Source organism: [Clostridium] polysaccharolyticum (assembly GCF_900111595.1).
In the GTDB taxonomy this organism is placed as follows: Bacteria; Bacillota; Clostridia; order Lachnospirales; family Lachnospiraceae; genus Clostridium_AI; species Clostridium_AI polysaccharolyticum.
The window spans coordinates 92,873-104,871 of the sequence record NZ_FOHN01000003.1; the positions used below are offsets into that span (position 1 = coordinate 92,873).

11 protein-coding genes and 1 tRNA gene are annotated in these 11,999 nt (G+C 36.3%); 9 read left to right on the forward strand and 3 right to left on the reverse strand.

What is annotated here, in order from left to right; all coding sequences use genetic code 11:
• The first annotated feature begins 115 nt into the window (after nucleotides 1-115).
• The 9 genes from BMY85_RS02820 to BMY85_RS02860 all read left to right on the forward strand — a co-directional run bounded on the left by BMY85_RS02820 (nucleotide 116) and on the right by BMY85_RS02860 (nucleotide 9,594).
• Entirely contained in the window at nucleotides 116-1,279 is a 1,164-nt protein-coding gene (locus BMY85_RS02820) for a M20 metallopeptidase family protein (RefSeq protein ID WP_092476200.1), read from the forward strand.
• Nucleotides 1,280-1,388: 109 nt separating this feature from the next.
• Nucleotides 1,389-2,933 carry an ABC transporter substrate-binding protein gene (locus BMY85_RS02825; protein WP_092476205.1) on the forward strand — a complete coding sequence of 515 codons (1,545 nt, stop codon included), beginning with the start codon at nucleotides 1,389-1,391 and terminating at the stop codon, nucleotides 2,931-2,933.
• A gap of 75 nt (nucleotides 2,934-3,008) precedes the next feature.
• Nucleotides 3,009-3,953 carry an ABC transporter permease gene (locus BMY85_RS02830; RefSeq protein ID WP_092476208.1) on the forward strand — a complete coding sequence of 315 codons (945 nt, stop codon included), beginning with the start codon at nucleotides 3,009-3,011 and terminating at the stop codon, nucleotides 3,951-3,953.
• 14 nt (nucleotides 3,954-3,967) lie between these two features.
• On the forward strand, nucleotides 3,968-4,747 hold the full coding sequence (locus BMY85_RS02835) for an ABC transporter permease (protein ID WP_092476210.1): 780 nt from the start codon (nucleotides 3,968-3,970) through the stop codon (nucleotides 4,745-4,747).
• Between the two features lie 5 nt (nucleotides 4,748-4,752).
• Complete coding sequence (locus tag BMY85_RS02840; protein WP_092476213.1) at nucleotides 4,753-6,339, forward strand: dipeptide ABC transporter ATP-binding protein; 1,587 nt, start codon at nucleotides 4,753-4,755, stop codon at nucleotides 6,337-6,339.
• Between the two features lie 42 nt (nucleotides 6,340-6,381).
• A complete protein-coding gene (locus BMY85_RS02845; protein WP_092476216.1) occupies nucleotides 6,382-7,584 on the forward strand; it encodes a cation diffusion facilitator family transporter in 1,203 nt (400 codons plus the stop codon).
• Between the two features lie 17 nt (nucleotides 7,585-7,601).
• Nucleotides 7,602-8,408, forward strand: a complete 807-nt coding sequence (locus tag BMY85_RS02850) for an amidohydrolase family protein (protein ID WP_092476220.1) — start codon at nucleotides 7,602-7,604, stop codon at nucleotides 8,406-8,408.
• Between the two features lie 217 nt (nucleotides 8,409-8,625).
• Nucleotides 8,626-8,697 (forward strand) — tRNA-Gln (locus BMY85_RS02855).
• A 324-nt stretch (nucleotides 8,698-9,021) separates the two neighbouring features.
• Nucleotides 9,022-9,594 carry a DUF6465 family protein gene (locus BMY85_RS02860; RefSeq protein ID WP_092476224.1) on the forward strand — a complete coding sequence of 191 codons (573 nt, stop codon included), beginning with the start codon at nucleotides 9,022-9,024 and terminating at the stop codon, nucleotides 9,592-9,594.
• A 168-nt stretch (nucleotides 9,595-9,762) separates the two neighbouring features.
• On the opposite strand, the gene BMY85_RS02865 is transcribed toward BMY85_RS02860, so the two are convergent.
• From BMY85_RS02865 to BMY85_RS02875, 3 genes are read right to left on the reverse strand one after another with little or no spacing between them, the layout of a single operon-like run.
• Nucleotides 9,763-10,563, reverse strand: coding sequence for a hypothetical protein (locus BMY85_RS02865; RefSeq protein ID WP_092476227.1), 801 nt, complete (start codon nucleotides 10,561-10,563; stop codon nucleotides 9,763-9,765).
• Nucleotides 10,557-11,255, reverse strand: coding sequence for an ABC transporter ATP-binding protein (locus BMY85_RS02870; RefSeq protein WP_092476232.1), 699 nt, complete (start codon nucleotides 11,253-11,255; stop codon nucleotides 10,557-10,559). Before BMY85_RS02870 ends, BMY85_RS02865 begins: the two co-directional genes overlap by 7 nt.
• 26 nt (nucleotides 11,256-11,281) lie before the next feature.
• Nucleotides 11,282-11,647: a GntR family transcriptional regulator gene (locus tag BMY85_RS02875; protein WP_092476236.1), complete on the reverse strand. Its 366-nt coding sequence runs from the start codon at nucleotides 11,645-11,647 to the stop codon at nucleotides 11,282-11,284.
• Nucleotides 11,648-11,999: the final 352 nt, after the last annotated feature.

Here is an 11,999-nt window from a genome sequence, read left to right on the forward strand (position 1 = left end):
TTTAGTGCATTAACAGATAGTTATATTTTATATATGGAATAAAACAAGTGAATGTTTTAGAATGGTTATTAAAATAAAGATAAATAAAATAACAAAAAAGCAAAGGAGCCTAGTCATGACCATAAATGTAAACATCAACAAAGAAGCGGAACAACTTTCCAGCTACGTTGTCCGTCTCAGAAAACACTTCCATATGTATCCTGAATTAGGTATGGAGGAATTTGAGACATCTAAGCGCATCAAACAGGAATTAACGGACATGGAAATTCCATTTATCCAAGTTGGTGAAACTGGCGTTATCGGATTGGTAGGAAAGGGAAAAAAAGTGATTGCCCTTCGGGCAGATATGGACGCATTGCCTATAACAGAAAATACAGAAGTAGGATATAAATCAAAAAATGAAGGAGTCATGCATGCATGTGGGCATGATGCCCATATGGCTTCCTTATTAGGTGCAGCCCAGATATTAAAAAAATACGAAGATCAGTTAAATTGTACAGTTAAATTGATTTTCCAGCCGTCTGAGGAAAATTGTAAAGGTGCTAAGTTAATCTGTGACCAAGGGCATATAGATGATGTAGAAGAAATTTTTGGGTTACATGTATTTGGAGATATGCCTTGTGGAACAATTAATATTCAAGAAGGACCAAGAATGGCGGCAACTGACATTTTTGAAATCAAAGTAAAAGGCCGTGGGGGACATGCAGGAAAACCACAGCAGTGCGTGGATGCTACGGTAGCAGGAGCAGCCATAGTAATGAATTTACAGACTGTTGTCAGCAGAGAATTAGATCCCAATGCTTCCGCAGTCTTAACCGTAGGCAAATTTGTATCAGGAACCGCCCACAATATTATTTCAGGAGAAGCAACGATTCGTGGAACCGTAAGAACATTTACCCATGAGGATGGAAGGCTGATTGAAAATGCAATACATAGAATTGCCGATAGTACTGCACAGGCATATCGTGCTAAGGTACAGGTAGATTATCGGCATTCCCTCCATCCAGAGGTTATGAATGATAAAGCAGTAACAGAATTTGCATTAGAAAGTGCAAAACAGGTATTTCCAGAGAAAATGTTTGTAGAAATGGAAAAGATATTCCTAGGGGAAGATTTTTCGGTATATCAGCAGAGAATTTCGGGATGTTTTGCCTTTGTGGGCGCAGGAAATGAATCTCTTGGAAGGGCATATCCAAATCATCATGATAAATTTAATATGGATGAAAAAGCAGTTGTAATTGCAACAAAGTTATATGCAGCGTTTGCAATGGCACAATAATTTGGGAAATTTAAAGATTTATGGATGAAAAGCATTGCAAATATGGTGCATATGCTATATTATCTTAAATATGTAATTGAACACGAAAGCAGAAACGAGGATATAAGAGATGAAAAAACAGAAATTCATATTTTTGACATTAGCTCTTGTAATGTCTATTGCACTTTGCGCATGCGGAGGCGATAAGAAAAAGACGGAAAATGCCGATAGCAGTTCAGTTGTAGTAGGTATCACGCAGGATCTTGATAGTCTTGACCCACACAAAGCAGTTGCGGCAGGAACTCATGAAGTATTATTTAACGTGTTTGAAGGGTTAGTAAAACCGGATGAAAAAGGAAATTTAAATCCAGCAGTAGCAAGTGAGTATAAAGTAAATGAGAAGGGTACAGAATACACATTTACTTTAAGAGACGGAGTATTTTTCCACAATGGCAAAGAAGTGACGGTAAATGACGTTGTGTACTCCATGAAGCGGGCAGGCGGGTTATTAGAAGAGGAATCTTCGGACATAAATATTAATTCGGCAATCCAGAAGAATGTAAAAACAATAGAAGCTGTGGATGATGGCACTGTGGCTGTTACATTAAAAGAACCAGATACAGAGTTTTTAGCATATCTGACAGAATCAGACTGTGCAATTATTCCAGCAGATTATAAAGAGCAGAATAAAGCTCCAATAGGAACAGGGCCATTTAAATTTGTATCCTATGCTCCACTTAAGAGTTTTGTTATGGAGAAGTACGAAGAATACTGGAATAAAGAGAAAATGCCACATATAAAAGAGACTGTTTTTAAAATCTGTTCCAATACAGATACGGCATTCTTAGAATTACAGTCTGGTGGAATTGATATTTTCCCTTATTTAACAGAAGAACAGTCCAATCAGCTGTCAAAAGATAAATTTAAAGTAGAAATCGGTAATATGAACTTAGTGCAAGGATTATTTTTAAATAACAAAAAAGCACCATTTGATAATCCGCATGTACGTGAGGCATTAAATTACGCAATTGACAGACAGGCAGTGATTGATATGGTTGCTGGTGGAAATGGTACTGTAATCGGAAGCAACATGTTCCCTGGATTATCAAAGTATTATAACCAAGAGGAAGCAAGCCGTTACACCAGACAGCCAGATAAAGTAAAAGAGCAGTTAAAGCTTGCTGGTTACGAAGATGGGTTAAGTTTTACCATTACGGTTCCATCTAATTACCAGTACCATGTGGATACCGCACAGGTTATCGTAGAACAGTTAAAAGAATTTGGCATTAACGCAGAGATAAATTTGGTAGACTGGTCAACCTGGTTAAGTGATGTATATACCAATCGTGATTATCAGGCAACAGTTATTGGCTTAGATGGAAACTTATCTCCAAAGGATCTGATGGAACGTTATGTATCCACAGCAGATAACAACTTTGTAAATTATAGCAGTGAAGCTTATGACAAGCTGTTGGCAAAAGCTGTTTCAGTAACGGAACAGAAAGAAAAAGAAATAAGTTACAAGAAACTTCAGTCTATTTTAGCAGAGGATTCTGCTTCTGTATACTTACAGGATCCAGCATTGCTTGTAGCAGTGAATAAAAATATTGAAGGCTATCAGTTCTATCCAGTATATGTACAGGATATGTCAAGCATTCAATTTGCAGCGAAATAGAAAATACTACAAACCACGAGAGATGCTTAGCATTTCTTGTGGTTTTGTAGCATAAGTGGGAAGAAAGGGAAAAAGATGAAATGGATCGGAAAAAAACTAGCAGCTATGGCTGTGACATTATTGCTGGTATCGATTTTTACTTTTTTTGCATTTGAGGTAATAGCAGGCAACAGTATGGTGTCTAAGATGGGAATGGATGCGTCCAAAGAACAGATAGCTGCATTAGAAGAAGAGTATGGGCTAAATAAGAGTATGCCAGAACGTTATGGAGACTGGATTGCTCATGCAGTACAAGGGGACTTTGGAATCTCTTATCAATATAATTTACCAGTTACGGAACTGGTTTCTGAGCGTATGCAGGTTACCGTTGGATTAGGACTTATGGCAATTGTTCTGATTTTAGTGATTTCCATACCTTTAGGGTTATTTGCAGCTAGACATGAAGGAAGATTCTGGGATAACGTCATAATAACTGTGAATCAGGTTTTTATGTCAGTACCGCATTTCTTTCTGGGAATGCTTATATGCCTTATATTTGGCATGATACTGCACTGGTTTATTCCAGGAGCTTATGTACCTATAAGTGAAAGTGTAACAGGGTATTTGGGGTATATGATTTTTCCAGCGGCAGCGATTGCCATCCCGAAAATTTCAATGGTGGTAAAATTCTTAAGAACATCAGTAGTACGTCAGATGAAAATGGATTATGTCCGTACTGCAAGAGGAAAGGGCAGCAGTGAAAGAAGAATTTTATACCATCATGTTTTAAAAAATGCACTGATCCCAGTTATTACTTTTCTTGCTATGATAATAGCAGAAGTATTGGCAGGAAGTTTTGTAATTGAGCCGGTTTTTGGTCTTCCAGGGCTAGGAAGGCTTCTGGTTGCTTCTATTTCCACTCGTGATTATCCTGTTGTGCAGGTAATTGTGCTATACATTGCTACCCTAGTAGTAGTGCTAAATGGTATAGTCGATATTTTATATCAGGTGTTCGATCCGAGAGTGAAGGAAACAGTATAAAGGATGGTAGGCAAATGAAAAAGAGTAAAAAGTTTATAATTGGAATCGTTATGATGGCCGTTGTTTTTGGAATTGTTCTTGTCGGAATCTTTTATACGCCATATGATCCGAACAAAATGAATGGGAGTATGAAAAATATGCCTCCAAGTTTAAAACACTGGTTTGGAACGGATAATTTTGGACGTGATATTTTAAGCCGGGTTATGGATGGAAGTAAAACTACTTTTTTAATTGCTGTTTTTACAGTAGTATCAGGTGGTGCAATAGGTAGTATAATAGGCGCATTAACAGGTTACTTTGGTGGGATATTTGATACTATTGTGATGCGGTTAAATGATGTTTTGCTGTCTTTTCCGTATATTTTATTAGGACTTGTGGTAATTAGTTTTCTCGGAATTGGAAAATACAACATTGTCATTGCAATGGGAATTTTATTTATTCCAAGCTTTGCACGTGTAATACGTAGTGAATATGTAACCCAGAAGGAACAGGATTATGTGAAAAATGCAAGGTTAATGGGCGCTAGCCATATACGTATTATTTTTGTGCATATTTTACCCAATACATTGCCAATTTTATTATCCTCTGTAACGATTGGGTTTAACAATGCCGTTTTAACAGAAGCTGCACTTAGTTTCTTAGGATTAGGTGTACAGCCTCCTGATGCCAGTTTAGGGCGAATGCTGGCAGAGGCACAGGCATATTTAATGAATGCACCTTGGTATGCTTTAGCTCCAGGTGGCATGATTATTCTGACGGTATTAGCCTTTAGTCTGATAAATGAAAGGGAGTGAGACAGATGAAGGAATTACTGAAGGCAGAACATTTGCAGATTGCATTTGAACAGCAAGATGGCTTGAAGAATGTAGTAGAAGATGTTTCATTTTCTGTGAATCAAGGGGAGGCAGTTGGAATCGTAGGTGAAAGTGGTTCTGGAAAATCCATGACCTCACTTGCCATAATGAGACTGCTGGCAAAAGATGCAAAAGTTATAGGAGGGAGCATCTGGTTTAATGGAAATGACATGCTTTCCCTGCCACAAAGTGAGTTAGAACAAATACGTGGAAAAGATATGGCGATGGTATTTCAAGAGCCTATGACCTCGTTAAATCCTGTACTTACCATCGGAACACAGCTGGAAGAAGTATTTCTGCTTCACAAAGAAGAAAAAGGTAAGCCGACAAAGCAGCAGAAAGAACAGATTGTAACAATGCTTGAACAGGTGGGGCTGAAAAATAGAGAAGATATATTAAAATGCTATCCTCACCAGCTTTCGGGAGGCATGCGCCAGCGAGTTATGATTGCTATGGCAATGCTTTTAAAGCCTAAGCTTTTAATTGCAGATGAACCAACAACAGCACTAGATGTAACCATTCAGATGCAGATTTTAGATTTGCTGAAGATGCTGAATCAGGAATATGGAACAGCTATTTTACTTATTTCACATGATTTGGGAATTATAAAAAAATACTGTTCCAGAGCAATTGTAATGTGTGAGGGAAAAATAGTAGAGGAAAATACAGTCCATAACCTGTTTTATCATCCACAGGAGGACTATACCAAAAAACTGCTGGAGGCAGTTCCTGATATAAAAATTAAAAACCAGTTTTTGCAAAGTTTTGATAAAGTAGAAATCCAATCCATATCTCCAAAGATTTTACAGGTTAAAAATCTGTTTGTGAGTTATGTGAATAAAAAGGGCTTGTTCGGGAAAAAACAAACTAAGGAAATTGTAAAAAATGCTTCCTTTCATATATTGCAAGGTGAAATTGTAGGAATTGTAGGCGAAAGTGGTTCTGGAAAAACAACATTGGCAAAAGCGGTTACTGGTTTAGCCGAAAAGACTAGTGGAACAATTGAAATGAAAGAAGAAAGGCCTAGTATGGTATTTCAAGATCCCTATTCATCTTTAAATCCATCTAGAAAGGTTGGGTGGATTTTAGAGGAGCCTTTAAGGATAAAAGGTGGCAGAAAGAAAGCAGAAAGAGAAAAAATGGTTGAGGACATGCTTGTGCAGGTAGGGCTTCCTGTATCATATAAAGAAAGGTATATCTGGCAGTTAAGTGGAGGTCAGAGACAGCGGGTAAGTATTGCCTGTGCATTGATAACCAATGTAAAATTTATCGTATTAGATGAACCAGTTTCCGCTTTAGATGTGACCATTCAGGCACAGATTATCAAACTGCTGTTAGCGTTACGGGAAAAATATGAGTTATCCTACTTATTTATCTCTCATGATTTGAACGTGGTTTACCAGTTCTGTGATCGGATTTACATTATGAACGAAGGAAAATTAATTGAAAATGGTACCAGGCAAGAAATATTTGAAACACCTAAAACTGAATATACGAAGAAACTATTAAATTCTATTTTAAGCGTAAATTAAATTGATAATGAACTAGCAAGTTTGAAGGATTGGAGGGGTTCAATGGCTGAATTTCTTGTTCGTCATTTTATAAAGGATTATGAAAACATAAAAAGTTCTAAAGTGAGAACTTCTTACGGATTGCTTGCCAGTGTGGCAGGAATCATTTGTAATCTGATTCTTTTTTTGGCAAAAATTGTAATTGGTATGGTTTTAAACAGTATTGCAGTAACAGCGGATGCGTTTAACAACTTATCAGATGCTACATCTAGCATTATCGGATTTGCTGGTACGAAACTTGCTAACAGGCCAGCAGATCAGGAACATCCTTTTGGTCATGGACGTTATGAATATGTTGCTGCTTTGGTAGTAGCATTTTTAGTGCTGGAAGTGGGACTGACTTGCATGAAAAGCTCTTTCTCAAAAATAATACATCCAGAAACTGTGGAATTCCAAGTGGTTCTTGTGATTATTTTAGGAATTTCCATATGGATAAAGGTCTGGTTAGGATTATTTAACCGGAAGCTTGGCAATCGGATTAATTCTTCTATTATGAAAGCAACTTCAGCGGATGCATTTGGAGATGTGGGGATCACTAGTGCTACCATTGTTTCCGTTATTGTAGTGAAATTGACTGGAATAAATATAGATGGATATATTGGATTCGTGGTATCTATATTTGTATTATTATCAGGAGTTAATATTCTAAAAGACACCATACAGCCTTTATTAGGAGTTGCGATTTCTAGAGAGGACTATGAACGTATTACCCAATTTGTTGAAGAATATGATCTGATTGCTGGAACTCATGATCTGATTCTGCATAATTATGGTCCATCTAATTTAATGGCTACCATTCATGCGGAAGTTCCTCATACGCTTCCTATGGAGCAGGTTCATGATGTAATTGATAAAATTGAAAGAGATGCAAAAGAAAAATTAGGGATTCTGCTTGTCATTCATATGGATCCAGTTGCAATAAATGATGAGGAAGCAAAAGAAGCAAAACAAATGGTATTGGAAGAATTGGGTAAGCTAGATGAAGATGCAACCATTCATGATTTTCGCATGGTAAAAGGAGAAGAAGAGTCTAAGTTAATTTTTGATCTGGTGGTATCCCACTATTATAAGGGAGCACAAGAGGAGGAGTTTGTTAGACTGCTTAAGGAGAAGGTTAAGGAAGCAAATCAACATTTTACTTGTCTGATTACTTTAGAACACAGCTATGTGGAGGGGGCAAAGCGAGGCGATAAGAAAAAGAAGTAGAAGAAAAGGAGCAGATTATGATTATAGATTTTCATACACACATTTTCCCAGACACCATTGCGAAGAAAACTATATCAAAACTAGGTTCCATGATTGCTCAGCATCCCTATACCGATGCAACTGCAGATGGCTTGTTGCGTTCTATGAAGGAGGCAGGAGTTGATTATTCTGTAGTACTTCCAGTAGTAACGAGACCAGCACAGTTTCAGACGGTAAATGCTTTTGCAGCAGAAGTGACCAAGAGAAAAGGAATTATTTCATTTGGCGGGCTGCATCCTAAGACAGCGGATTACAAAGCAGAACTTGACTATATTGCAGAACTTGGACTAAAAGGTATCAAACTGCATCCGGATTTTCAAGATACCTTTATTGATGAATGCTGTTATATTGATTTAATTACGTATGCATTAGAAAAGAAATTGATTGTTTCCATTCATGCTGGAAAAGATGAGGGGCTTCCAGAAGTGGTCCATTGTCCTCCAAAAAGAGCTTTGATTATGATACAAGAAGTTCAGAAGAGGGCCTCAACAGATAAGCTTATTTTGGCTCATACAGGCGGATTTGCCATGTGGGATGCAGTAGAAAAATATCTTGCTGGGCAAAACCTGTATATGGATATAAGCTTTTCCAGAAAAGAGATTTCTAAGGAACAAATGGTGCGTATTATTCAAAATCATGGTGCTGACCGTATTTTATTTGGTTCAGATTCTCCATGGGATGGTCAGAAGGAAACACTTGAATATGTCAGGTCATTAGGTATTACCGAAGAAGAGAAGAAATGCATTTTAGGTGAAAATGCAAAAACACTGTTAGATTTATCTTAAAAAACGTCCAGAAAGATACAAATTGGTGTCTTAGGCAAATATTTTTTGATTTTCTTAGACATCAATTTTTCTGTAAAGCCGTGATTTTAAAGAGTTTTATAAGGTTGTAAAGAAAAAAATAAAAAAAGTTTAAAAAAGCACTTGCAATTTGTTTTAGGATGGGCTATAATAACATTCGTCAGTTGCGAGGCAACAGCAAATAAGGAAAACATAATAATGGGCTATCGCCAAACGGTAAGGCACTGGATTCTGATTCCAGCATGTGAAGGTTCGAATCCTTCTAGCCCAGCTCTTAACCATCACAGGTATTTGTGATGGTTTTTTTATGTGTACGCCTTGCAGTGCACATTTCTAATAGGTGAAAGTTCCTAACCTGCTCTAGCAGAGAGAAGGATACGGCCAATGACAAGTAGGAGTATCAGCAGTAGTTGACCGTTTTTTTCAACAGGTGGTTATACTATGCATAATTTGTCTTAATCTTTTCATACATTTAAAAATGGAAAGAAAAGTATTAATTTAAAGTTTGTTCACATAATGCTTGAAAAACATGGTTTTTAGGTATATTATCTATTTAGGTACAATGTGTATCGCTTTATAAGGAGGAGATGATAATATGGATAAGGATTCAAAATTAACAGCTATTACTAAAGGTAAGGCACCAGAAGCTTTGAAAAAGGCTGAAGAAGAGAAAGTATCAGTCCAAAAGGTTGAGACAGTTAAGGCAGAAGCAGAAACAAGTGTGAAAGAGGAAGACAAACCTGCTGCATCAAAGCCAGAAGAAAAGCAAGAAGTTAAAAAAGAGGATGCAGTTATCGATAAAAAAGCAGTTGAGGAAACCAAAGAAGATCTTAAAAAGACGACTCCAAAAAAGAAAGCAGAAAAGACAGCAAAGACAGCTGCTAAGAAGAAAGAGACCGTGAAAAAACCGGCAGTTAAAAAAGAGACAGCAAAGAAAGAAACTGTAAAAAAAGAAGCAGCAAGTAAAATTAAAGTTTCTACATACATACAATACCTTGGAAAAGAAGTTGAAGAGAGCCAGTTAATTGAGAAAATAAAAGAAAACTGGGTTGAACAGGGTAACGAAGCAAAATCAATTAAAAATTTAGAGCTATATGTAAAGCCAGAAGAAGGAGCTGTTTACTATGTTGTAAATGGAATACCGGATTCCGGAAAAATTGATTTTTAATAAAGGAAAGAGTAAAAAGGAAGAAGCTGAGAATGCAGCTTCTTTTTTGATTGTTAGGGCATGGCCCTGTTTCTCATTGTGGAGTTTTTCCCAACGGAAAAATGGAACTTTGAGAAACGAATAAACCACCGGCTTAGCCAGTGGTTTTGATTTACGGGTGGTACTGATTTAGTCTAAGTTTAATTTCCTTGTAAAGATGAAGTGGGTTATAAACATGAATAGAGCGGACAATAAAAGCAAAATGAGGCAGAATACAGTGTTAATAGGTGTGATAAACTTGATTACGGTAGAGTCGGACATATATGCAAACTCGTTAAAAAATACACTTGCTATGGAACTGAAAATCTGCAATAGTATGCTAAGCCCAAAAAAGGAGAGCAGTGAGCCAACTATTTTGTGACGATTTATTAGCTGGCCTAGTGCAATGGATACAAAGTATAAACAAAGCGAAAATATAGAACCCACTATGGCAGTAAATATTAAGTTTACAATAAGCTTTATAATCGCTGATAGGTTTATTAACTTGCTGCTCAGATGAAGTGCAGCTGCAATATCATGACGGTATTCAATTAGATTCGTTGGAATATCCAGCATTATAGTAGCACAAACAATCAATACTACATAGGAACATATTAAAGTAATGACTCCTGTCAAAAGTTTTGATAAGAGCAGATCTGATTTCTTGACAGGTAATGTGTGTGTCAGATAACCAGTATCTGTTACCATGCTTTTATAAAAGTTCACAACTATGATACCTTGAATCATAAGGTTATAACCGATAATTGAGATTACATAAGTTATAAGTAAAAGCACAATTAGTGTGTTGATTAGAGTGCCTTTTGCAACAAATCCAGTTTTGACATTGAAAAGAAGCGTTCCAAAACAGGAATATACAAAGATAAAAATGCTTAAAGGAATAAAGTATTTAAAAATTGCCTTAAAATCGTATTTCATTAATTTTCCTAACATCTGAACACCTCCCTGAATAATGAATCAACAGATTTTCCTTCTTTCATTCGAATATCATCAACAGATGAATGAACCATGACACAGCCGTTTTTTAAAAAAATAACTTCGTCCAATACATTTTCTATGTCAGCTATTAAATGTGTTGAAATAAGTACAGTACCATTCTCGTTATAATTGGAGAGAATCGTTTCTAATATATAATCACGGGAAGCGGGATCAACGCCTCCGATAGGTTCATCTAAACAGTAAAGATCAGCTTGGCGGCTCATAACAAGAATAAGCTGTACTTTTTCTTTGTTTCCCTTCGATAATGTTTTAAGTCTGGAGGAGGGATCTAAGTTTAATCGTTTCAACATGTCATGAGCTTTATTTAAATCGAAATCGGAATAGAAGTCAGAAAAATAATTTAAACAGTCGCTGATTCGCATCCAATTGTTTAAATAAGTACGGTCGGGTAAATAGGATATCATGCTTTTGGTTTCTAATCCAGGTTTGTATCCGCCTATTTTGATTGTACCTGAAGTTGGAACAAGAAGGTTATTGATTAGTTTGATTAAAGTAGTTTTGCCACTGCCATTAGGCCCAAGCAGACCAATAATTTTTCCACGTTCCAGTGTTAAATTAACATCTTGAAGTCCAGTGCAGGCTGTATACAGCTTTTTTAAATTTTTACATTCAAGAATTGGTTCCATTTTGATCATCTCCTTCAATTAATGTTTTATTCGTTATTGGATATTTCTTCTAGAATTTCGATGGTCTCTTTTTGAGAAAAACCTAATTTCTGCATGTTTGTCAGAAATTTTTGAATCTCATCCTTTGCAATATCCTGTTTTAATTTCTGAATCATTGCCTCATCCTCCGATATAAATTTTCCATTTGTCCGGTTGGTTGCTATCAGGTTATCACGCTCAAGTTCAGTAAGTGCTTTTTGCATTGTATTGGGATTGACAGAAGCTTCTGTTGCAAGTTCTCTGACAGAGGGCAGCCTGTCACCAGGTTTGTATACTCCTGAAATGATTCTGTATTTTATTACATCAATAATCTGCAGATAGATTGGCCTATCAGTAGTAAGCGTCCATGCCATGTAAAATCCTCCTTTCTAATCTGTTGTGTTATAGTATTATTGTATTAAGTGATTAATACAATGTTACAATAATACAATCCATTTGTCAATACAAGATATTTGCAATTTTGCAAAATAGAAAAAAGTGCAAAGCCAAAATTACAAAATCCTCCTCCATAAGAAAGATATTTCATAAAAATACCATTGAAAAAATAATAAAAATGTACCAAAAAAAGTACAATTGTTTCGTATATATATATAAAGTAGAAAAAATGCTTGAAAGCATTATAAATTCTGGGTTTTAGTTAATGTGGCATTATTTATGGTAACCCTGTGGAAATCTTTACATTTCAAATATAAAGTGATAGAATAG

What these genes read in the sequence shown, in the direction of transcription:
- BMY85_RS02820 (WP_092476200.1), top strand. Translation starts at nt 116, where the DNA reads ATGACCATAAATGTAAACATCAACAAAGAAGCGGAACAACTTTCCAGC.
- BMY85_RS02825 (WP_092476205.1), top strand. Translation starts at nt 1,389, where the DNA reads ATGAAAAAACAGAAATTCATATTTTTGACATTAGCTCTTGTAATGTCT.
- BMY85_RS02830 (WP_092476208.1), top strand. Translation starts at nt 3,009, where the DNA reads ATGAAATGGATCGGAAAAAAACTAGCAGCTATGGCTGTGACATTATTG.
- BMY85_RS02835 (WP_092476210.1), top strand. Translation starts at nt 3,968, where the DNA reads ATGAAAAAGAGTAAAAAGTTTATAATTGGAATCGTTATGATGGCCGTT.
- BMY85_RS02840 (WP_092476213.1), top strand. Translation starts at nt 4,753, where the DNA reads ATGAAGGAATTACTGAAGGCAGAACATTTGCAGATTGCATTTGAACAG.
- BMY85_RS02845 (WP_092476216.1), top strand. Translation starts at nt 6,382, where the DNA reads ATGGCTGAATTTCTTGTTCGTCATTTTATAAAGGATTATGAAAACATA.
- BMY85_RS02850 (WP_092476220.1), top strand. Translation starts at nt 7,602, where the DNA reads ATGATTATAGATTTTCATACACACATTTTCCCAGACACCATTGCGAAG.
- BMY85_RS02860 (WP_092476224.1), top strand. Translation starts at nt 9,022, where the DNA reads ATGGATAAGGATTCAAAATTAACAGCTATTACTAAAGGTAAGGCACCA.
- BMY85_RS02865 (WP_092476227.1), bottom strand. Translation starts at nt 10,563, where the DNA reads ATGTTAGGAAAATTAATGAAATACGATTTTAAGGCAATTTTTAAATAC.
- BMY85_RS02870 (WP_092476232.1), bottom strand. Translation starts at nt 11,255, where the DNA reads ATGGAACCAATTCTTGAATGTAAAAATTTAAAAAAGCTGTATACAGCC.
- BMY85_RS02875 (WP_092476236.1), bottom strand. Translation starts at nt 11,647, where the DNA reads ATGGCATGGACGCTTACTACTGATAGGCCAATCTATCTGCAGATTATT.